This is a genomic window from Mycobacterium sp. 94-17, from assembly GCF_035617725.1.
GTDB lineage: Bacteria > Actinomycetota > Actinomycetes > Mycobacteriales > Mycobacteriaceae > Mycobacterium.
Genome location: NZ_JAPIYN010000012.1, coordinates 155,289 through 176,836, shown reverse-complemented (window position 1 = coordinate 176,836; position 21,548 = coordinate 155,289). Strand labels below are relative to the sequence as shown.

Genomic DNA, 21,548 nt, shown 5'->3' with positions numbered 1-21,548 from the left:
CGCTCGTCGCTGGTGAGACAAATCAATTGGAAGACAACTCAGCAGGGCGTCAGTCGGAGCGAGAGTCATCACCAGCAGCGGGCGGGCAAGACCATCCTCACCCGAACCGGTTTAGCGAGGTCAATGTCGGCCCATTGCTCCAAAGTCGGCAGCGCACCCGGCGTGACGGGGTCGGACACTCCGGTGCCCAGCTGGTCGAAGAAGATCAACCGCCCGAGTGATGTCATCGCCTCGACCACCTCTGAAGGGACGGTAGCTCCGGAAGATGTTCGCAGCACGTGAACCAATTCGGGACAAACACGATGTCGCGTTCACCCTCACGCGACGCCCGATAGGCGACGCGCAGGTCACCGTTGAGCGCATAGCGCGTCTCCGAGAACACGGCAGAAGTCTATGTCCGCGAATTGGGCACGGACGGAGTTTGCGCTGTTCACGCGTCTGAGGGCGCCGTTCTTGACTTCGCTATCGAACTAATGTTCGATTAGGTCATGCGGTGGGCAAATCAGGCCGTCGCGGTCAACGGCAAGCCGGTCGAGGATGGGGCGCTGCCGGGGCTGCAACGCATCGGCTTTCTGCGCAGCGTGCGCTCGCCGCAGTTCGACGGCATCACCTTCCACGAGGTGGTGTGCAAGTCCGCGCTGAACAAGGTGCCGGACGCGGCGGCACTGCCGTTCCGCTACACCGTCAACGGCTACCGCGGCTGCTCACACGCCTGTCGATACTGCTTTGCCCGGCCCACCCACGAATACCTGGAGTTCGACTGCGGCAACGACTTCGACACCCAGGTCGTCGTCAAGACCAACGTCGTCGAGGTGCTGCGTCGCGAACTGCGGCGCCCGTCCTGGCGGCGCGAGACCGTCGCCCTGGGCACCAACACCGACCCCTACCAGCGGGCCGAAGGGCGCTACGCGCTGATGCCCGGCATCATCGGCGCCCTGGCCGAATCGGGCACGCCGCTGTCGATCCTGACCAAGGGCACGCTGTTGCGCCGCGACCTGCCGCTGATCGCGGATGCCGCGGCGCGGGTGCCGGTTTCGGTCGCGGTGTCGCTGGCCGTCGGCGACCCAGAGCTGCACAAGGCCGTCGAACCCGGCACGCCCACACCCCAGGCCCGGCTGGGCCTGATCAGCGCGATCCGGGCCGCCGGGCTGGACTGCCATGTGATGGTCGCGCCGGTGCTGCCGCACCTCACCGATTCCACCGAGCACCTCGACGGGCTGCTCGGCCAGATCGCGGCCGCCGGCGCCGCCGGCGTCACCGTGTTCGGGCTCCATCTGCGCGGCTCGACCCGGGGATGGTTCATGGCGTGGCTGGCGCGTTCGCATCCCGAGCTGGTCGGCCGCTATCGGGAGCTGTACCGGCGCGGCGCCTACCTGCCGCAAAGTTACCGTGACATGTTGCGGGCGCGGGCCGCTCCGCTGATCGCCAAGCACCGGCTGGCGGGTGACAACCGGCCGTTCCAGCGAGCGGCCACGCCGGCACCGGAACCCATTGCGCCGACGCTCTTTTGAGCTACCGGGGCTTGTCGCCGCGTGGCTTCGTGAGCGTGAATTCGTCGATGACGGCGACCTCACCGGACGGACCGCGCAGCGCGTAGTGCGTCGCCCTGATCGAGGTGTCGCCGCCGGGCGGCCCCGGGTCCACGTCGAAAGCCGCGAAGCCATAAGGGTTGTCGCGGTCGCGAAACGCCGACCATGGCGCGTCCTCGAGGACATAGACGGGAGCCTTGCGGCCCAGCCCGGGATCGAACGCACCCACAGCGGTCACCACCCGGCACCGGGGCTCGGGGAAGAACATCGCGTTGCTCGGCGCCGAGGTGCCGCCGCCGCCGATGACCATATGCACCGTTCCCCGTGTGGCGTCGACGAGATCGTTTCGGGTGTCGACGGGTATCGGCGTGCGGGTATCGGTGCCCAGTGTGCCGCGCAACGGATGCGAGCGCTCGTAGTGGTGTTCGTGACCGCACAGCACCAGATCGACTCGGTACTGGTCGAACAGCGGCAGCCATTCCTCGCGGATGCCCAGGTCGGCGCCGTTGGTCCTGTCGGCGGTGGAGATCGCCGTCTGGTGCATGCACACCACGATCCAGTCGATGTCCGGATCTTGCCGGGCCGCAGCGAGTTCGGTAGCGAGCCAACGCTTTTGCTCGCCACCGGAGTAGCCGTGCACGTAGAAATTACCGCCGTCCTGGAAGGCGACATCGTCGTTGCTCAGGCTGATCACCCGCACCGAGCCTGCGGTGAACGAATACCACATGCCACGGGTCTGGGGGCTCGACCCGGAGTCGGGCACCGCGAAGTACGCCTGATAGGCGCCGAAACCGATTGGCCCGTTACCCAATTCGTTCTCGTGATTGCCGGCCGCCGGCATCCAGGGCCGGTATCGCGCCGAGCGGGTGTTGTTGTCGAACCAGTCCGACCAGGTGCGCACCCGGTCCCGGGCCAGGTTGGCATAGCACAGGTCGCCGTTGACCAGGTTGAACAGCGGTCCCATCCGTTCGATCGCCATGGTGGTGTCGGCGGCGGCCGGTGAGCCGATGTTGTCGGTGGCGTAGCGGCCGTCGGGCATCTTGGCCAGTGCCGGTGTGGACTGGTCGCCGAAGCTGGTGAACAGCAGTCTTTTTCGTCCAGTCGGCGCGGTGCGCACGGTGCCCTGCTCCGGCTCCGCGCCGTCGTGCACCGCGGCGTACACGTAGTCGGTGTCCGGGGTGAGGCCGGTCAGCCGGGCGTGGTTGACGCGAACCTCGCTGTTGGACTTCGCGTCCCGGTAGGTGCGGGTCTCGGCGGCCACCACGCGGCCGAATCCGGATGCCGGGGTGCCGAGCATGACGCGCGGGTTGCGCACCGCTTCGGTGGTGTGCCAGGACGCCACCACCTCGGTGCCGGCGTTCTTTCCGAACTGCAGGTGCAGCCCGCCGACCGGCGGTGCTCCGCGCCGATCGGGCTGGAGCCATACCATCGTGCCCTGCGGGCGTGACCACAGCAGTGCGGCACCGCCCCCGATGCCGGCCCCGAGCGCCGCGGACACCGCCCCGGTGGTCAGCAGCCGCCTGCGGGTCAGCGGCGCTGCGGCGGTATCGGCCCGTTCCGGGGCCGGCTGGGGCTCGTCGCTCATGCTTGCTTCATACCGGAGTCTGGCGGCCGCCGGGACACCTGCCGGTAAACACCGAATCGCCCGCTAACGAATCCGGTAGCGTTTTCGATATGACGAACGTGCAAAGAACAGCGAGCGCGATCTCAGCGGCAGTGCTGGCGATGGCCGCGGCCGGGGTGCTCAGCCCCGCGACCAGCTATGCGGACCCGGCCGGCCACCAGGTGACCTACACCGTGTCGAGTGCGAACAATGTGACCGCCAATGTCACCTACGTGAACGCCGACCCACCCAGCCAGGCCGCTTACAGCGCTGACCCGTCGAAGTTCTCGACCAGCTTGCAGGCCCCGCTCAGCGCCGGGCAACCGGTCGTGTACACCGTCACTTTGACGAACCCGAACCAGTGGGCGAGTGTCAGCGCCAACGGCATGCTGCACTGGCCGGACTCGGGCAACGGCCCGGCCCAGTTCCACTGCGAGATCGCGGTGGACGGCCAGGTGGTCGTGCACCAGGACGCCACCACCACCGTCACCTGCGCGCTTCACTAGTCAGCCCGCGTACACGTACACCCACGCCGTCGCGCCGGATCGCAGCGGCACCGCGATGCGGCGGTAGTCGTCCACCTCGTACTCGTCGGCCGCCGCCAATTCGGTTTCGCTGATGGCGAACACCGTGCCGTCCACGTGCGCGCCGGCCCCGTCGGCGGGCCGCAGGATCGGGTGGCGGTCGCTGCCGCTGGTCGTGACGACGTGCGGGTCGGTGATGGTCACGTAATCCAGCTGGTAACCGACGATCGCGTCGCGGTGACCGGCGAGCTCGCGGCCGAACGTCGCGCGCTGGACCCCGGGCTGCTGCAGCGTCCCGTAGGAGAACAACAGCTCGGTCATCGCGGCTCGGCCGCGACGACGACGACCTCGGCGCGTTCGGCACCCACAGCACGGATCGTGTGGCTCACCGACGCGTCGAAATACGCGCTGTCGCCGGGCACGAGGGTGAATGTCTGGTCCCCGTAGTCGAGTTCGACGGTTCCCGCGTGCACGAACATGAATTCCTGGCCGGCGTGTGCGGGATGCGGCCCCTCGACCGGATGCCTCGTCGGGCGAATGACGAACGGCGCCATCGTCTTTCCCAACAGTGACGAGGCGAGCGCCCGGTAGCGCTCGCCTCCGGCGTCGCCGGTGGCCTGCTCGACGGTGATCTTCTCCTGCGCCGCGTCCTCGGAGAACAGCCGCCCGACGTCGACGTCGAGGGCGCTGGCGACCTTGAGGGCGACCGCGATCGACGGTGTGCTGCATTCCCGTTCGATCTTGGACAGGTAGCTCTTGGTCAGTCCGGTCTGCCGGGCCAGCGCCTCCAGGGTGAGGCCGCGTTGCTTGCGGACCGCGCGCAACAGTGCCGTCACGGGCCCCCTCTCATGACACAAGGTTTCTTAGCTGTTACATTGTGTCATATGGCCGGCACGTTCACCGATTCGAAGTCCGAGTTGATGCGCCGGGCCGCCGAGCAGTTGACCGCCCACGTCGCCGACTCGCAATTCACCACGCGCCAGAAGCTCGCCTTGACCTGCCGGGCGCTGTTCGACGCCGGGCACGACTCGGGACTGGCCGGGCAGATCACCGCCCGCGCGGAGGCGGAGGGCACCTACTACACCCAGCGGCTGGGCCTGGGGTTCGACGAGATCACCGACGACAACCTGCTTGTGGTCGACGAGGACCTCAATGTCCTCGACGGTGACGGAATCGCCAACCCCGCCAATCGTTTTCATAGCTGGATCTATCGCGCCCGGCCGGACGTCCAATGCATCGTGCATACCCACGCGTTTCACGTGGCGGCACTGTCGATGCTCGAGGTGCCACTGATCGTCTCCCACATGGACACCACGCCGCTCTACGACGACTGCGCGTTTCTGCCCGACTGGCCGGGCGTGCCCGTCGGCAACGAAGAGGGCGAGATCATCACCGCCGCCCTCGGAAACAAGAAGGCGGTGCTGTTGGCGCATCACGGCCACGTCATCGCCGGCGCCAGCGTCGAGGAGGCGTGCTCGCTGTCGATCCTCATCGAGCGCGCCGCCAAACTGCAGCTGGCCGCCATGGCCGCCGGCACCGTCAAGGAACTACCCGCGGAACTGGCGCGCGAGGCGCACGACTGGACGTTGTCACCGCAGCGCAGCCGCGCCAACTTCGCCTACTACGCCCGGCGGGCGCTGGCCCGCCATCCCGACGTCCTGACCGGCTGAGGAGCCCGTTCGTGCCCGAAACTCCCGAATTTCACGGCATCATCGCCTACCCGGTGACTCCGTTCGCCGGCCAGGGGGTCGACACCGAAAGGCTTGCCGGGCTGGTCGAGCGGCTGGTGTCCGCCAAGGTGCACGCGATCGCGCCGCTGGGCAGCACGGGCGAACTGGCGTACCTCGACGAACCCGAATTCGACACCGTCGTCGACACCACGATCGCCGCCGTCGCCGGCCGCGTCCCGGTGATCGTCGGGGTGTCAGATGTGACCACCGCCAAGACTGTTCGGCGCGCCGAGTACGCACAGCGGGCCGGGGCCGACGCGGTGATGATCCTGCCGGTGTCCTACTGGAAGCTCACCGAGCGAGAGATCTTCCAGCACTACCGCAGCGTCAGTGGCGCCATCTCCATTCCGATCATGGCCTACAACAACCCGGCCACCAGTGGCGTCGACATGCCTCCGGAGCTACTCGTGCGCATGTTCGACGGCATCGACAACGTCACCATGGTCAAGGAATCCACCGGTGACCTGACCCGCATGCGGCGCATCGCCGAACTGTCCGGCAACCGGCTGCCCTTCTACAACGGCAGCAACCCGCTGGTCCTCGACGCGCTGAAGGCCGGGGCCTCCGGATGGTGCACGGCCGCACCGAATCTGCGGCCGCAACCCTGCATCGACCTCTACGAGGCGGTCCGCACACACGACCTCGACACCGCGCAGAAGCTCTACGACGACCTCAAGCCGTTGCTCACCTTCATCGTCGCGGGGGGACTGGCCACCACCGTGAAGGCCGGCCTGGCGCTGCTCGGCTTCCCGGTAGGCGATCCGCGCGCACCGCTGTTGCCGCTCGACGATCAGGGCCTCGCCCAATTGCGGGGCCTGCTCGCCTAATTCAATTCGGGCGCGGCAAAGGTGTCACACTTGTGCGGGTCGCCGGTCTGATACCCGATGGTGAACCACTTCTGCCGCTGTTCCGACGAACCGTGCGTCCAGGACTCGGGGTTGACCCGCCCGGTGGACTCCTTCTGGATGCGGTCATCGCCCACCGATGCCGCGGCGGAGAGCGCATCGGCAATGTCCTTGTCGCTCAATGGATTCAGGTAGGGCACCCCGGTGCTCTCCTGCTTGACGGTGGAGGCGTAGTGCGCCCAGATCCCGGCGTAGCAATCGGCCTGCAACTCGGTGCGCACGCCGTTGCCGCCCGCGCCCTGCGCACCCTGCTGCGCTCGGCCCAGGATGCCCTGCAGGTTCTGCACGTGGTGGCCGTATTCGTGGGCGACCACGTACTCCTGGGCGAACGGCCCACCGCTGGAACCGAATCGGTCGACCAGCTCCTTGAAGAAGTCGGTGTCGAAGTACGCCGTCCGGTCGACCGGGCAGTAGAACGGCCCGACCGCGGTGGTCGCGTGCCCGCAGCCGGTCTCCACCGATCCGGTGAACAGCCGGACGTTGGGGCGGGTGTAGCCATGCAGCAGTTGGTGCCACACCGCGTCCACCGAGTTGCCGGTGGCGACCACGCGGCATTGCACGTACTTGTTCGCGTCGGCGCCGGTCTTGCACTGGTTCAGGTCGAAGCCGGGTGCGGAGTAGCCGCTGGTGCTCTGCTGCGGCGGCATCACGCGACCGGGGTCGACGCCCAGGAGCAGCGCCCCGATCAGGATGAGCAGCCCGAGGCCCCCACCCCCGAGGGCCATTCCCATCCCGCCCCCGCCGGACGAGGACGCGGTGCTGGTGTCGATCTGCATGCCCTCGTTGAAGGTCATGACACTCTCCTAACGTTGCCGGGTCGCGAAGGAGTCGGTGAGGCTGCGCAGGTTGCGTAGGTAACGGCGCAGGGCAAGGTTGAGCAGCGGTCCCACCACGACCATCACCAGCTTTGCCGGGCCGGCGGGCTTCTGGGCCATGGTCCACGTCAGTCGGCAGCCGCCCGGGATGGCCTCCACCCGGTAGTCTTCGGCGAAGGCCGCCACGGATCGGGTCGAGCATTCGTTGAACCGAAATGCCATGCGCGTGAACGGTTCCCAGACGAGAAATTCTTCGTTGCCGACGATCCCGCCGCGCATCTCGACGACCCGGGTGGTCCCGACGCCGCGCGGCTCGGGGCTGGTCCAGGTCACCTTGGTGATCACCTTCGCCCACCGTGGCCAGGACGCGGCATCGGACAGGACCTCGAACAGTTGCTCGGGGGTGACGGCCAGGTCGACGCTGTTGCGGAAGCGGTGACGGCCCTCGGCGGAGTCAGCGTTGATGAAGTCGGTGTCGACCCGTTCACAGGGGAACATGACAACAACTTAGCCGGGGCCGTCACTGGCCGCGGCCATTAAGGGCACGATGACGTCGCTGATCGGTGTCGCCAGGCCGTGCGCGCGGCCCTTCCGGACGATCACGCCGTTGCGGATGTCCCATTCCATCGGCCGCCGGTGTTCCGCATCGGTCAGGATCGACGTACTCATGTCCTCGGCGACGTTGCGGAACATCTCGACCAGCTCGTCGACGACGCCGTCGCCCAGCCGGGCGCCCTCGGCCCGCGCGACGGCCAGGCACTCGGCGACATAGGTGCGGGACAAGGCGGCGACGTCGTCGCGGCGGAACATCCCGGACCGCCGCCGGGCCAGCGCCATGAACCCGGCCAACGCGTTGGTGAGCAGCTTGCGCCAGGCCGCGGTGACGATGTCGGACTCGCAGTCCACCCGGCACCCGGCGCCGCGCAACAGCCCGGCGACGGTCTCGCCGGACGGTCCGCTGGGCAAAACCAGCGCCGCCTCGCTGCGCAGTCGCACCCAGCCGCCGGGCTGGCTCTGGGCCGAATACCACACGATGCCGGGGAGGACGGTCGACCGCGGGCAGTGTGGCTGCACCTGCTCGACCTGCTCGACACCGTTCTGCAGCACCACGACGTCGGTGTGGGCGTCGCAGAGCCGGGCCAGCCAGCCGGCCGCCGCCTCGTTCTGGGTGGCCTTGACGGCCAACAGGACAACGTCGACCGGGCCGGGCACCCGGGCGGGATCGGTGAGCACCGGACCGGGCACCACGATCGGATCCTGGCCGTCGGGGCGCAGCTCGATGCCGTCGCGGGCGGTGCGGCCGCACACCAGGACCGAATGGCCCGCCCGGTGCAGCAGCGCGGCGGCCGTGGTGCCGACGGCGCCCGGGCCGACGAGTGCGATGTTGGTGGTGATGCCACCGAAACTACCGCCCGCCGCGGCTACAGCGCGAGCGCATGACGCAGCACGGCGACCTTCTCCGCCGCCTCCCGCTTCGAGACCGCCGCGTCCTGGATCAGCATCGAGCCGTGGAAAGTCCCAGGGAACAAATGCAATTCGACGCTCACGCCCGCGGCGAGCATGGCCAACGCATAGGCCACACCCTCGTCGCGCAGCGGGTCGAAGTGCATGACCGACACGTAGGCGGGCGGCAGCCCGGCCAGATCGGTGGCGCGAGCCGGCGCGGCGTAGATCGGGACGTCGCCGGCGCCGGCGCGGCCGGGCCCCAGATAGCAGTCCCAGCTCAGGATCGCCCGAGGGCGACTCCACAGCGGGGTGTCGGTGAAGTCGGTCATGCTCGCCGTGGTGAGCCGATCGTCGAGTTCGGGCACGGAAAGACACTGGAAGACGATCTGCGGGCCGCCGCGGTCACGGGCCAGCAGTGCCAGCGCCGCACACAGCCCGCCGCCGGCGCTGGTGCCCGCAATGGCGATCCGCGCGGGGTCGATGCCCAGCTCGCCGGCGTGCCCCGCGGTCCACGCCAGGCCGGCGTAGCAGTCTTCCAGCCCGCCGGGGAAGGGTGTTTCGGGCGCCAATCGATAGTCGACCGATACCACCACGATGCCGAGTTCGCGGGCGAGCATGACGTTGGTGGCGTGTTCGGTCTCCAGATCGCCCGCGACGAACCCGCCCCCGTGCACGCTGTACACCGCGGCCGGGGCGCTGCGCCGGTCGGGGCGGTAGATGCGGATCGACACCGCGGGATCGCCTCCCGCGCCCGGGATTTGGCGGTCCTCCAGCTGCACGCCGGTGGTGTCCGGCGGCGGCATTTGGGCGATCATCGTCGACAACGCCGCGCGGATCGCCAGGGGATCGTTGGCCGGGAGATCGGGAAGCAGCGGCACCACCGCGGCGATTTCCGGATCGAACGCATACGTCGTCATGTGCACTCCCCAATCCATCGGCGGCTGCGTCGCCTGAGTAATCCTGCCCGCGGGCCCGCGATCTGGCTAGATCCCCTCGGCGTCGTCCCGCGGTCCCACGGCGCTGCGTGCCGGCCCGGTCGCGCCCTTTAGACTGATCCCTCGTTTAGCCGGGTGAAAGGGAGTGTTTCGTGCTGCGCAGTCATGCCGCGGGTGCGCTGAGGAGTAGCGACGCCGGGCAGCAGGTGACGCTGGCGGGCTGGGTGGCCCGTCGCCGCGACCACGGCGGCGTCATCTTCATCGACCTGCGCGACGCCTCCGGTATCGCCCAGGTGGTATTCCGCGACGAGCAGGTGCTGGCCCAGGCCCACCGGCTGCGCGCCGAGTTCTGCATCGCGGTCAGCGGTGTGGTGGAGATCCGCCCCGAGGGCAACGCCAACCCCGAGATCGCCACCGGCGACATCGAGGTCAACGCCACCTCGCTGACCGTGCTGGGGGAGAGCGCCGCGCTGCCGTTCCAGCTCGACGAGCCTGCCGGGGAGGAAACCCGGCTCAAGTATCGATACCTCGACCTGCGCCGCGATGCCTCCGCTGCGGCAATTCGGTTGCGCTCCAAGGTGAATGCCGCCGCTCGGGGCGTGCTGGACACGCACGACTTCGTCGAGATCGAGACGCCGACGATGACGCGTTCGACACCCGAAGGCGCGCGCGACTTCCTGGTGCCGGCCCGGCTGCAGCCGGGCTCGTTCTATGCCCTGCCGCAGAGCCCGCAGCTGTTCAAACAGCTGCTCATGGTGGCGGGCATGGAGCGCTACTACCAGATCGCGCGCTGCTATCGCGACGAGGATTTCCGCGCCGACCGCCAGCCCGAATTCACCCAGCTCGACATGGAGATGAGCTTCGTCGACGCCGAGGACGTCATCGCCATCTCCGAGGAGATCCTGTCCGCGCTGTGGGCGTTGATCGGCTACCAGATCCCGCGGCCCATCCCGCGGATCAGCTACGCCGACGCGATGCGACGATTCGGCTCCGACAAGCCCGACATGCGCTTCTCGCTCGAGCTCGTCGACTGCACCGAGTTCTTCAAAGACACCACATTTCGCGTTTTCCAGGCCCCCTACGTCGGTGCCGTGGTGATGCCCGGCGGCGCCTCGCAGCCGCGGCGCACGCTGGACGGCTGGCAGGAGTGGGCCAAACAGCGCGGCCACCGCGGCCTGGCCTACGTGCTGATCGCCGACGACGGCACGCTGGGCGGCCCGGTCGCCAAGAACCTGTCGGACGCCGAGCGCGCCGGATTGGCCGCCCACGTCGGGGCGAAGCCGGGCGACTGCGTGTTCTTCTCCGCGGGCCCGCCCAAGCCGTCGCGGGCCCTGCTGGGGGCGGCGCGCGGCGAGATTGCCCACCGGCTGGACCTGATCGACCCCGACGCCTGGGCGTTCGTCTGGGTGGTGGACCCGCCGCTGTTCGAGCCGGCCGGCGACGCGACCGCCGCCGGCGACGTGGCCGTCGGGTCGGGGGCATGGACCGCCGTGCACCACGCGTTCACCTCGCCCAAGCCCGGGCATGAAGACGCCATCGACGCCGACACCGGCAACGTGCTCGCCGACGCCTACGACATCGTCTGCAACGGCAACGAGATCGGCGGCGGATCGATTCGTATCCACCGCCGCGACATCCAGGAGCGGGTGTTCGCGGTGATGGGCCTGGACCACGCCGAAGCAGAAGAGAAATTCGGATTCCTGTTGGAGGCGTTCACTTTTGGCGCGCCCCCGCACGGCGGGATCGCGTTCGGGTGGGACCGGATCAACGCCCTGCTTTCCGGGGTGGACTCCATCCGCGAGGTCATCGCCTTTCCGAAGACCGGCGGCGGTGTGGACCCGCTCACCGACGCCCCGGCGCCGATCACCGCCCAGCAGCGCAAGGAGTCCGGAATAGACGCCAAGCCCAAGCGGGTTGACGAGGCATGACCGACTTCCATGACGCCGCAACCATCAAGGCGCTCAACAACAACGTCGTCGAGGAATTCCGGGCCAATGGCGGCAAGGTCACGGGGCCCTTCGCGGACGCCGAGTTGCTGCTTCTGACTTCAACCGGCGCCAAGTCCGGCCAGCCCCGGGTGTCTCCGCTGGCCTATTTCCACATCGATGACAAGCTGATCGTCATCGGCTCCTTCCACGGCGCCGCATTCGATCCGGCCTGGGTGCACAACCTGCGGGCCGACCCGCGGGCACGCATCGAGGTCGGGACCGACGCGTTCGGTGTGACGGCGCGCGAACTGCCCGCCGCGGAACGCGAGCGCCTCGTCCCGAAGCTGACCGCGCTGGCGCCGGTCTTCGCCGAGTCCCAGGCCAAGGTCAGCAGGGTGATTCCGCTGTTCGAGTTAATCCGGACCTAGCCGGTGGGCGCTTCGCGGCCGGCGGTGCCCTCGAGGGTGGCCGCCGCCGCGCGCGCTGGCGCCAAGCGGTTGCGCGCGGTGTGGTTCAACCTGGTGCAGGCCGGGGTGGCTGCGGGCCTCTCTTGGTATCTGGCCCACGACGTACTGGCGCACCCACAGCCGTTCTTCGCGCCGATCGCCGCCGCGGTGTCGTTGTCGACCAGCAACGTGCTGCGCGCGCAACGCGCCGTCCAGATGATGATCGGGGTGACCCTCGGGATCGGGCTGGGTTCGTTGGTGCAGGGCCTGCTCGGGCCCGGCTCTGTGCCCATCGCGCTCGCCGCGCTGGTGGCGCTGGGCGCGGCGGTGTTCATCGGCGGCGGCTTCATCGGGCACGGGATGATGTTCGCCAACCAGACCGTGGTGTCGGCGATCCTGGTGCTGGCCCTCTACCGCAGTGGCGTGGGGCTGGAACGGATCTTCGACGCGCTGATCGGCGGTGCGGTGGCCATCGCCTTCGCCGTGCTGCTGCTCCCCGCCGACCCGCTGACGCTGCTGCGCGACGCCCGCGTCGGCGTGCTCGGGGTGCTGCACGACGTCCTGTCCCGCGCCGCGGACGTCGCCGCCGGCCGCAAAGAGGCGCCGCCGGACTGGCCGCTGTCGGCCGTCGACCGGGTGCACGCACAGCTCGGCGGGCTCCTCGAGGCGCGCACCACCGCCCGTTACGTCGTCACCATCGCGCCCCGCCGATGGGGGCTGCGGACCGCGATCCGGGCCGCCGACCACCAGGCCGTACACGTGGCCCTGCTGGCCGGTTCGGTGCTGCAACTGGCCCGCGCCGTCGCGCCCGAAACCACCTCGGCGGGCCGCGCACCCCTGCCGCAGCCGATGCCGACCGTGCTCGTGGTGCTGGCCGCCGCGACCGCGCTGGCCGACTCCGATCCCGCCGGCGCGTGCGCGTACACGGCGTCGGCCCGTCAGCACGCCGCCCGACTGCAGTCCGGGGCGGACGAAACGACGCACGTGATCCTCGCCGACGTCGTCACCGTCTGCGTCGACGACCTGCAGCGCGTCATCGACCTCCGGCCCGTCTGAGCCGTCAGCGCGACTCGGCCAGGTACTCCTGAACCAGTTTCCGCGGCGCCTGCGTCAGCCACGCCTCGGTGATGAGCTCTTCGAGGTCGCGCGCCGCGATTGCGGCCAGGTTGACCAAGACCGCGGGATAGCCGTCGAAATGCGGGGTGGTGAAGTAGATCCCGGGCTCATCGTCGATCAGCGCGAACTTGACGCCCTCGTCGGACACCCGAACCCCGAGGATGTCGCCGCGCGGTGGCGGCGAGCCGCTGCGCTCCAGCGCCTCGCGCTCCGAGGGTCGCAACGGCCGCTCCCAGGCCAGCATCTTCTTGCCGACCCGCCAGTCATGCGGTGACGGTTCGGAGGTGAGTGCCAACTCACCGACGATGCGGGCGACCTCGCCCCACGTGGCCACCCCACGATTGTGCTCCCGTTTTGGCGGAAGTGCCGTCGGATGGGCAAACGGTGGCCGATCCGCGTCGCGCGTGATCCGCACACCGCGGGCCGCCGTGTGATGAGATCAGCGGTGACGAGGAGGACGCGCTTGCCAGCAGAACCAGGCGGAGCAGGGGCCGGGGCAGCCCGCCGCCACCGCGTGACCCACCGCACGGAGTATCACTACTCCGACGTCGTGACCAGTTCTTATGGCCGCGGGTTCCTCACCCCGCGCGACTCGCTGCGGCAGCGGCGGGTCGCGCACCGGCTGATCATCGAGCCGGCCCCCGCCGACAGCTCGACCAGCGTGGACACCTACGGCAACACCAGCTCTTATTTCCACGTGACCGAGCCGCACCGCACCCTGAAGGTGACCAGCGATTCAATCGTCGACGTCTATCCGCCCGGCCCGGATACCTACACCGGCGGGGCCGCGGTGCGGCCCTGGGAGCAGGCCCGGCCCGCCGGGCGCGGCGGGGCGCTGGCGACCGAGTTCACCCTCGACCTCAATCCACCCGAGATCACCGACGACATACGCGACTACGCGGCACCCAGTTTCATCCCGGGGCGCCCCTTGGTGGAGGTGCTGCGCGACCTGGCGTCGCGGATTTTCACCGACTTCACCTACCGCTCGGGGTCGACGACGATTTCCACCGGGGTCAATCAGGTTCTGGCCGCCCGGGAAGGGGTATGTCAAGACTTTGCCAGGCTGGCGATCGCCTGCCTGCGAGCCAACGGGCTGGCGGCCGGTTACGTATCCGGGTACCTGGCCACCGACCCGGCACCGGGAAAGGATCGGATGATCGGTATCGACGCCACCCACGCCTGGGCGGCGGTGTGGACTCCCCAGCAGCCCGGCCGCTTCCACTGGCTGGGACTTGATCCCACCAACGACCAGATGGTCGACGAGCGCTACATCGTCGTGGGCCGAGGTCGTGACTATGCGGACGTTCCGCCGCTGCGCGGCATCATCTACACCGACTCGGAGCACAGCGTGATCGACGTCGCCGTCGACGTGGTGCCCTACCCAGACCCGATAGAAGGCGATTCCTTGCATGCGTGATTTCACCTGCCCCAACTGCGGCCAGCGGCTCACCTTCGAGAACTCCACCTGCCTGAATTGCGGGAGCGCACTGGGCTTTTCGCTCGACCAGATGGCCCTGCTGGTGATCTCGGAGGGCTCGGACGACAACGGCACCGACCACGCCGGCTTCGTACGCGCCGACGAGTATCAGCTCTGCGCCAACCTGCTGCTGGCCGAATGCAATTGGCTGGTCCCGGTCAATACCCCCCGCCTGCTGTGCGCGTCGTGCGCGCTGACGATCGAGCGGCCCAACGACGCCGACACCGTCGGGATGGCGGAGTTCGCCCGGGCCGAGGCGGCCAAACGCAGGCTGATCGCCGAGCTGAGCGAGCTGAAGCTGCCGATCGTCGGCCGGGACACCGACCCGGACTACGGGCTGGCCTTCCGGCTGCTGTCCAGCGCACACGAACAGGTGATGACCGGACACGAAAACGGGGTCATCACCATCGATTTGGCCGAGGGTGACGACGCCCACCGCGAGCAGCTGCGCGTGGAGATGGAGGAGCCGTACCGGACCCTGCTCGGGCACTTCCGCCACGAGATCGGGCATTACTACTACTACCGGCTGATCGCGCCGTTCGCCGACTACGTGGAGCGGTTCCACGAGCTGTTCGGCGACCACGAAGCCGACTACCAGGAGGCGCTCGACCGCCACTACAACGAGGGTGCGCCCGAGGGCTGGCAGGAGGACTACGTGTCGTCCTATGCCACCATGCATCCGGCCGAGGACTGGGCCGAGACGTTCGCCCACTACCTGCACATCCGCGACACGCTGGACACCTCGGCGTGGTGCGGACTGGCGCCGGCATCGGCCACTTTCGACCGGCCGGCCTTGGGCCCCAGCGCGTTTCAGACCATCATCGACATGTGGCTGCCGTTGTCGTGGTCGCTGAACATGGTGAACCGGTCGATGGGTCACGACGACCTCTACCCGTTCGTGCTCCCGGTCACGGTGCTGGAAAAGATGAAGTTCATTTACACCGTGGTCGACGAGGTGACCTCGGAGTCCCGCGGCCCCGCCTCGGTGGCCGGCTGAGTGGCGATCGCGAGCGCGGCGAAGCCGGGCGAAGCGGGTCGCCACCATCGGGCTAGGCCGGCATAACCCGGCGTTCGTCGGGACCCCAAATCGGTTGCATGCCACTGGGCAACGCAAGCTGGGTGGTGCTGATGGCCTCGGCCAGGTTGCGCAACTCGGCGTGCACCCCCGCGAGCAGCTCGGCCAACTCGGTACGACGGCCGTCGTCGCCGACCTGCTCGAGCTCGGCGGGGATGGACCGCCGGAGCATGGTGCCGACCTCGTCCACCAGCCGCTCCGGGCGCGACGAGCCCGACGAGCCGGGCAGGTCCTTGAGATTGGCCCGCAGCCGCTCCACCTGGTACAGCAGCGACCGCGGGTTCTGCGCGTCGAACAGCATCAGCTCGGCCATGGCGGCCACGCTGATCTTGCCCACCGTGCGGCGCCGGTAGATGACCGAGGACTCGCACGCCACCAGAGTGGACTCGATGACGGTCTGTTCGGCCGCGGCGCCGCGGACCACGGTGAGTGTGGCCTGCAGCAACGCCGTCAGCCACAGCCCGCGTTCGATCCGTTTGCCGATGTCCATCATCGTCCAGCCCACGTCGCGCACCATCGACTCGCCGGCCACCCCCGACAGGGTCAGCATGCCGGCCAGCGTCTGCGCGTGAGCCCCGGCCAGCAGGGCGTCGGCCTCCGAAAGTGAGTCCGGCGGTTCGCTTTTCAGTGCCAGCGCGCGCTCCACCGCGGCCAGTACCATCCAGGTGTCGTTGGACATCTGGTCGCGCACCGCCCGCGCGGCCAGCGCCAGGCCCTCCACCGATTGCACCAGGGAGCCGGGCCGGTCCGGGTCGACGGTCAGTGACCACAGCGTGGACGGGGCGATGGCGATCATCTCGGCGTGGTCGCCGTCGCCGGGCGCCGCGATGTCGGTTCCGGTGATCCGGCCCAGGGCGGTCATCAGCACCGGCACGCATTCGCTTTCCTCGCTGTGCTGGTGGTGGCGGTAGACGTGGAACCGGTCGCGGGTGACGATGAGCAGCCGCGCCATGCTTTCCGCACGCTCACCGTAGCGGCCGATCCAGAACAGGTCGGACAGCACGCGCGGGGAACTGATGCCCCAGGTGCCCGCGGCCGTCTTCACCGGCTGCTCCGGCGTCGGCAGGCTGATCGCCTCGACGTGCGCCCGTTCGGTGGGGCGAACCCAAACATCCTTTGCTGCAATGGTTTTCAGTGTGTAGGCGGCGGACCCGGCCGCCAGCACATAACCGATGCCGCCGATCATCGGCGCGTAGCCGCCGCGCTGGGCAACGGTGAACAGGCGGATGCCCACGCCCGCCGACGACAGCACCCCGGCGTGATCGGTAGGCGCGGACGAGAACTGCGGCAGCTCCTGGCCGACCCACTGCCACGGCATCCGCTCGATGCGGGCCGCCAACTGCGACAGCTGCTGAGACGAAAGTGTGGGCCCCACAAGGGTTGTCTCGCCGGCGGTCGACCTCACCAACAACGACGACAGGTTCGCCAGCAGGTGGGAGCGTTCGCCGGCGATGCCGCCCCAGTACACCTCGGTGCTCGGCAGCTCTAGCGTCTCCGACAGCAGGTGCTCGGCCATCGCCGGCAGGAAACGCAGCAGCCCGGGGCTTTCCAGAATTCCGCTGCCCAACGTGTTGACCACGGTCACCGTCCCGCGGTGCTGCGCCTCCACCAGACCGGCCACCCCGAGCCGGGAGTCGGCGCGCAGGTCCAGCGGGTCCGTGTACTCGGCGTCGACGCGGCGCAGCACCACGTCGACCCGTTTCAGGGTGCCCAGCGAGCGCATCCACAACATGCCGTCGCGCACCACCAGGTCGGCGCTCTCCACCATCGGGAAACCCAGCAGGGTGGCCAGATAGGCCTGGTCGAACGCCGTCTCGGAGTAGATGCCCGGGGACAGCACCACCACGACCGGGTCCTGGGCGTCATCCGGTGCGGCGTCGATCAGCGCCAGCCGGAGCGCCTGGGCGAACGGCGTGGTCGGACGCGGCGCGATGCGTTCGTAGAGGTCGGGGATCGAGTGCGCCACGACACGCCGGTCGGCCAGCGCATACCCCGCGCCCGAGGGTGCCTGGGTGCGGTCGCCGTTGACGACGAAGGTGCCGTCCGGTCGCCGGCCGACATCGCAGGCGTGCATGAAAAGCTGGTGGCGCCCGGGGATTTCGATGCCATTGGCCGCGCGCACGTACCCGGGATGGCCGAACAGCAACTCGGGGGGCAGGACGCCCTCGGTGAGCAGGCTGCGCGGGCCGTACAGGTCGGCCAGCACCGCGTCGAGCACCCGCGACCGTTGCAGCAGACCGGCCTCGAGCACCTCCCAGTCGGCCGCGGACAGCACGATCGGCAAGGTGTCCAGCCGCCACGGCCTGGGCTCCTGGCCGCGACCGCCGGGCTCGACGTCGGTGTAGGTGATGCCGTCGTTGTCGATGAGGTCGTGCACCACCGAACGCAGCCGGTCCAGCCCGGCGCGGCCGCGCTCCGCGATGGCGTCGGCCAGCTCGACCCACGCCGGGCGCACATCGCCGTCCCTGTCGACGAATTCGTCGTAGCCCGTTGCCGGGCCGTGCCGGAGATCGAAGAGCGCCTCCTGGGCCCGCGCGGCGCGGTATCCGGCCAGCAGGCGGTCGGCGTCGTAGCGCGCGGTACCGGCGCCCGGCGGCGCGCCGGAGCCGAATGTCATGTCCGCAAACGTCATTACTGCGAAACGGTACGCACGCGACGCAGGTCGAGGATGCCCGGCGCGCCGACATCGGTGAAGATCCGCGCCTGCTTTTCCCGGATGTCGGACAGGTCGAGCTTGCCGGGGGTGAACCCGGTTGCCTCGAACCGGCGCGCGCGGCGCGCCTCGGCCTCCACCGCGTTGACCGGTGGCGTGTCGTACGCCCGCCCGCCGGGGTGGGTGACGTGGTAGGTGCAGCCCCCGCGCGACGTGCCGGTGCTCAAGTCGATCAGCTCGAACTGCAACGGCCCGTCGGTCGAGATGGTCGGGTGCAGCGCGCTGGGCGGTTGCCAGGCCTTGAAGCGCACCCCGCCGACGTGGATGTCGGGATTATCGGTGGCCAGCAACGGCACCGGGTAGCCGTTGACCGTGACCACATAGCGGTGGCGGTCGGCCCCGATGATGCGGACCTGGATGCGCTCGACCGAAGAGTCGACGTAGCGCGCGGTGCCCGTGGCGGTGGCCTCCTCGCCCAGCGTGGTCCACGGCTCGATCGCGCCGCGCAGCTCGATCTCCACGCCGTCGAACACCGCCGTTCCGATGCGCGGGAACCGGAATTCGGTGAAGGGGTCCAGCCAGCTGGTCTCGAAGGCGATGCCGTGCGCGCGCAGGTCGGCGGCGACGTCGGCGATGTCATGAATCAAGAAGTGCGGCAACAGGTATCGGCCATGCAGGTTGGCGCCGTGGCGGATCAGCGGCGCGCGCAGCGGCTCGTCGAAGAACCACGCGACCAGCGCTCGCACCAACAGCGACTGCACCATGGCCATGTGCAGGTGCGGGGGCATCTCGAAGCCGCGCAGCTCCAGCAGGCCGAGCCGGCCGCGGGCGCTGTCGGGGCTGTAGAGCTTGTCGATGCAGAACTCGGCGCGGTGCGTGTTGCCGGTGATGTCGGTGAGCAGGTGGCGCAGCGCGCGGTCGACCACCCACGGCTTGGCGGTGTTTATCGACCCGCCGCCCCCCAGCCGGGCGATCTCGGCGAACGCGATCTCCAGCTCGTAGAGGGCCTCGGTCCGGCCCTCGTCCACCCGCGGCGCCTGCGACGTGGTGCCGACGAAGCGCCCGGCGAACAGGTAGGACAGCGACGGGTGACGCTGCCAGTACGTCAGCAGCGACACCAGCAGGTCGGGACGGCGCAGCAGCGGCGAGTCCGCGGGCGTCACGCCGCCCAGCGTGATGTGGTTGCCGCCGCCGGTGCCGCCGTGCGTCCCGTCGACGTCGAAGGACTCGGTGGACAGGCGTGCCAGCCGGGCTTGCGCGTACAGCGCTTCCAGCTGTTGGCATTGCTCGGCGAAGCTGGCGGTGGGCGCGACGTTGACCTCGATCACCCCGGGATCCGGGGTGATGGTGGTCGAGCGCAGCCGCGGGTCCGGCGGGGGATCGTAACCCTCGATCACCACCGGGCAGTCGGCCTTCGCCGCCGCGGCTTCGACCCGCGCGATGAGGTCGACGTAATGCTCGAGCGCTTCGGTGGGCGGCAGGAAGATGTAGAGCAGCCCGTCGCGGATCTCGGTGACCAGCGCGGTCGGCGGCGCCCCGTCGGGGTCGACGACCTCGGCGCTGGCGGCGGCCTCCGCCGCCAACTCGTCGCCCGCCGAGAGGGGATCGGCGTCCAGCAGCGGCCGGGGCGGTGCCCAGCTGATCGAGTCCAGCGGCAGCCGCAGTCCCGCCGGAGAATCCCCGGGCAGCAACACGATCCGGCCGCGCCGCAGCCGCCAGTCGGCGCTGGCCCACCCGAGGCCGTCGTCGCGGCGGTGCAGGGGGAGCACGAACGCCGCTGGCGCCGCGACGGATTCGTCCAGGCGGGCCAGCAGCGCGGCCCGGCCCGCGACGGAATCGGCTTCGAGATCGTCGTCGGCGTCCACCGGAACCCCTTCGGGCTCGAGAACTTTGGTCAACAGCCGATGCAGTGGGTCCTCGAATGCCGGCCGCGCCTGCGTGGCAGGCAGCCCGAGGCCGTCGGCGATCCCGGCGAGCACCTGGTAGGCCGCCTCGTTGTCGGCGGGGCGGCGCGGCCCGTCGCCCCACGGGTCGGCCAGCAGCGTCTGGTCGGTCCACAGCGCCCGCCCGTCGGTGCGCCAATACAACGCAATTTGCCAGCGCGGCAACGGTTCTCCGGGATACCAGCGCCCCTGCCCACGGTGGAGCACGCCGTCGGGCGCCCACAACGACTTCAGCCGCGCGGCCAGGTCGGAGGCCCGCCGCCGCTTGTGCGGGCCGTCGGCCGCCGTCGTCCATTCCTCGGCGACCTGGTCGTCCACCGACACGAAGGTGGGCTCACCACCGATGGTCAGCCGGACGTCGGCCGCCGCCAGCCGCTCGTCGACGCGACGGCCGACCTCGCGGATGGTGCGCCACGCGTCGTCGGTGTATGGCAGTGTGACGCGCGGGTCTTCGTGCACGCGGGTGACGGTGTTGGAGAACTCCAGCGTCGACGTACACGGCTCGGTGCCCCCGGTGATCGGTGCCGCCGACGTCGGGTGCGGCGTGGCCGCCAGCGGGATGTGGCCCTCGCCGGCGAACAGCCCGGACGTCGGGTCCAGGCCGATCCAGCCCGCGCCGGGGATGTAGACCTCGGTCCAGGCGTGCAGGTCGGTGAAGTCGGCCAGCGGTCCCGACGGCCCGTCGAGCGCCTCGATGTCGGACGCCAACTGCACCAGGTATCCGGACACGAACCGGGCGGCCAGCCCCAGCTGGCGCAGGATCGACACCATCAGCCACGCCGAGTCGCGGCACGAGCCGACCCCGGCGCGCAGCGTGTGATCCGGTGTCTGCACACCGGGTTCCATCCGCAGGCTATAGGCCACCTCGGCGTTGACCGCGCGGTTGAGCTCGACCAGCATGTCGATGGTGCGGGTGCCGGCGCGCACCGAGAAATTGCTCAGCCAGGCCCGCACCAGTTCACCCGGGCCCGAGCCGCCGGAGTCTGGATCCTCGTCGACCGGCCGCAGGTACGGCTCCAGGTCTTCGGCCAGTGCTTTGGGATACGTCAGCCCGGCCCGGCCCGGGGCGGGGGACCATCGTTCGGCCCACTCCTCGATGAAGAAGTCGAACGGGTTGACCACCTTGAGGTCGGCGATCAGCCCGACGGTGATGCTCAATCGCTGCATCGGATTCGGAAACACCAGGCGGGCAAGGAAATTACCCATCGCGTCCTGTTGCCAGTTGATGAAGTGGTCGTCGGGCTCGACGCGCAGCGAGTAGGCCTCGATGGGGGTGCGGGTGTGGGGCGCCGGGCGCAGCCGCACCACGTGCGGAAACACCCGGACCAGCCGGTCAAAGGTGTAGCTGGTGCGGTGCTCCAGCGCAACTTTGATGCTCATAGTCGCTGATCCCACCACACCCGCGGACGCGGCGCAGCGCACC

The 21,548-nt window shown here is 69.4% G+C and carries 19 protein-coding genes and 1 pseudogene; 9 read left to right on the top strand and 11 right to left on the bottom strand.

Features of this window, described 5'->3' with window-relative positions:
- Positions 1-125: 125 nt before the first annotated feature.
- Positions 126-382: pseudogene (locus tag OQ789_RS15845) on the bottom strand (hydrolase); the annotation flags it as partial.
- A gap of 106 nt (positions 383-488) precedes the next feature.
- Here OQ789_RS15845 and OQ789_RS15840 point away from each other — a divergent pair.
- On the top strand, positions 489-1,511 hold the full coding sequence (locus OQ789_RS15840; protein WP_324686920.1) for an Rv2578c family radical SAM protein: 1,023 nt from the start codon (positions 489-491) through the stop codon (positions 1,509-1,511).
- Between the two features lies 1 nt (position 1,512).
- Here OQ789_RS15840 and OQ789_RS15835 read toward each other — a convergent pair whose 3' ends face one another.
- The gene (locus OQ789_RS15835) at positions 1,513-3,114 is read right to left on the bottom strand and encodes a metallophosphoesterase family protein (RefSeq protein WP_324686919.1); all 1,602 of its coding nucleotides are present in this window, start codon (positions 3,112-3,114) and stop codon (positions 1,513-1,515) included.
- An 89-nt stretch (positions 3,115-3,203) separates the two neighbouring features.
- On the opposite strand from OQ789_RS15835, the gene OQ789_RS15830 reads away from it, so the two are divergent.
- Positions 3,204-3,638: a hypothetical protein gene (locus OQ789_RS15830; protein ID WP_324686918.1), complete on the top strand. Its 435-nt coding sequence runs from the start codon at positions 3,204-3,206 to the stop codon at positions 3,636-3,638.
- Here the strand turns inward: OQ789_RS15830 and OQ789_RS15825 are convergent, their stop codons facing one another.
- On the bottom strand, positions 3,639-3,977 hold the full coding sequence (locus tag OQ789_RS15825; RefSeq protein WP_324686917.1) for a gamma-glutamylcyclotransferase family protein: 339 nt from the start codon (positions 3,975-3,977) through the stop codon (positions 3,639-3,641).
- Complete coding sequence (locus OQ789_RS15820) at positions 3,974-4,492, bottom strand: helix-turn-helix domain-containing protein (protein ID WP_324686916.1); 519 nt, start codon at positions 4,490-4,492, stop codon at positions 3,974-3,976. The genes OQ789_RS15825 and OQ789_RS15820 overlap by 4 nt, the downstream gene beginning before the upstream one ends.
- 48 nt (positions 4,493-4,540) lie before the next feature.
- On the opposite strand from OQ789_RS15820, the gene OQ789_RS15815 reads away from it, so the two are divergent.
- Both OQ789_RS15815 and OQ789_RS15810 read left to right on the top strand, forming a co-directional pair.
- Positions 4,541-5,326: an aldolase gene (locus tag OQ789_RS15815; protein WP_324686915.1), complete on the top strand. Its 786-nt coding sequence runs from the start codon at positions 4,541-4,543 to the stop codon at positions 5,324-5,326.
- Positions 5,327-5,337: 11 nt separating this feature from the next.
- Positions 5,338-6,213 carry a dihydrodipicolinate synthase family protein gene (locus tag OQ789_RS15810; protein WP_324686914.1) on the top strand — a complete coding sequence of 292 codons (876 nt, stop codon included), beginning with the start codon at positions 5,338-5,340 and terminating at the stop codon, positions 6,211-6,213.
- On the opposite strand, the gene OQ789_RS15805 is transcribed toward OQ789_RS15810, so the two are convergent.
- The 4 genes from OQ789_RS15805 to OQ789_RS15790 are packed head-to-tail and all read right to left on the bottom strand — an operon-like array spanning position 6,210 to position 9,469.
- On the bottom strand, positions 6,210-7,085 hold the full coding sequence (locus OQ789_RS15805) for a neutral zinc metallopeptidase (RefSeq protein WP_324686913.1): 876 nt from the start codon (positions 7,083-7,085) through the stop codon (positions 6,210-6,212). The two genes, OQ789_RS15810 and OQ789_RS15805, sit on opposite strands and share 4 nt — an antisense overlap.
- A 9-nt stretch (positions 7,086-7,094) precedes the next feature.
- Entirely contained in the window at positions 7,095-7,604 is a 510-nt protein-coding gene (locus tag OQ789_RS15800) for an SRPBCC family protein (protein ID WP_324686912.1), read from the bottom strand.
- 9 nt (positions 7,605-7,613) lie between these two features.
- Positions 7,614-8,501 (bottom strand): oxidoreductase, encoded by an 888-nt coding sequence (locus OQ789_RS15795; protein WP_324686936.1) that lies wholly within the window; start codon positions 8,499-8,501, stop codon positions 7,614-7,616.
- Between the two features lie 26 nt (positions 8,502-8,527).
- Positions 8,528-9,469, bottom strand: coding sequence for an alpha/beta hydrolase (locus tag OQ789_RS15790; protein WP_324686910.1), 942 nt, complete (start codon positions 9,467-9,469; stop codon positions 8,528-8,530).
- Between the two features lie 170 nt (positions 9,470-9,639).
- On the opposite strand from OQ789_RS15790, the gene aspS reads away from it, so the two are divergent.
- The 3 genes from aspS to OQ789_RS15775 are packed head-to-tail and all read left to right on the top strand — an operon-like array spanning position 9,640 to position 12,917.
- Entirely contained in the window at positions 9,640-11,415 is a 1,776-nt protein-coding gene (gene aspS / locus OQ789_RS15785) for an aspartate--tRNA ligase (protein ID WP_324686909.1), read from the top strand.
- Positions 11,412-11,843, top strand: coding sequence for a nitroreductase family deazaflavin-dependent oxidoreductase (locus OQ789_RS15780; RefSeq protein ID WP_324686908.1), 432 nt, complete (start codon positions 11,412-11,414; stop codon positions 11,841-11,843). Before aspS ends, OQ789_RS15780 begins: the two co-directional genes overlap by 4 nt.
- A gap of 3 nt (positions 11,844-11,846) precedes the next feature.
- The gene (locus OQ789_RS15775) at positions 11,847-12,917 is read left to right on the top strand and encodes an FUSC family protein (protein WP_324686907.1); all 1,071 of its coding nucleotides are present in this window, start codon (positions 11,847-11,849) and stop codon (positions 12,915-12,917) included.
- 4 nt (positions 12,918-12,921) lie between these two features.
- On the opposite strand, the gene OQ789_RS15770 is transcribed toward OQ789_RS15775, so the two are convergent.
- On the bottom strand, positions 12,922-13,311 hold the full coding sequence (locus tag OQ789_RS15770; RefSeq protein WP_324686906.1) for an MmcQ/YjbR family DNA-binding protein: 390 nt from the start codon (positions 13,309-13,311) through the stop codon (positions 12,922-12,924).
- A gap of 99 nt (positions 13,312-13,410) precedes the next feature.
- On the opposite strand from OQ789_RS15770, the gene OQ789_RS15765 reads away from it, so the two are divergent.
- Both OQ789_RS15765 and OQ789_RS15760 read left to right on the top strand, forming a co-directional pair.
- The gene (locus OQ789_RS15765) at positions 13,411-14,394 is read left to right on the top strand and encodes a transglutaminase family protein (RefSeq protein ID WP_324686934.1); all 984 of its coding nucleotides are present in this window, start codon (positions 13,411-13,413) and stop codon (positions 14,392-14,394) included.
- On the top strand, positions 14,387-15,451 hold the full coding sequence (locus OQ789_RS15760; protein WP_324686905.1) for a putative zinc-binding metallopeptidase: 1,065 nt from the start codon (positions 14,387-14,389) through the stop codon (positions 15,449-15,451). The genes OQ789_RS15765 and OQ789_RS15760 overlap by 8 nt, the downstream gene beginning before the upstream one ends.
- A 52-nt stretch (positions 15,452-15,503) precedes the next feature.
- Here OQ789_RS15760 and OQ789_RS15755 read toward each other — a convergent pair whose 3' ends face one another.
- Positions 15,504-18,161 carry a circularly permuted type 2 ATP-grasp protein gene (locus tag OQ789_RS15755; protein WP_324686903.1) on the bottom strand — a complete coding sequence of 886 codons (2,658 nt, stop codon included), beginning with the start codon at positions 18,159-18,161 and terminating at the stop codon, positions 15,504-15,506.
- A complete protein-coding gene (locus tag OQ789_RS15750) occupies positions 18,161-21,505 on the bottom strand; it encodes a transglutaminase family protein (protein WP_324686902.1) in 3,345 nt (1,114 codons plus the stop codon). Before OQ789_RS15750 ends, OQ789_RS15755 begins: the two co-directional genes overlap by 1 nt.
- Between the last annotated feature and the right edge of the window lie 43 nt (positions 21,506-21,548).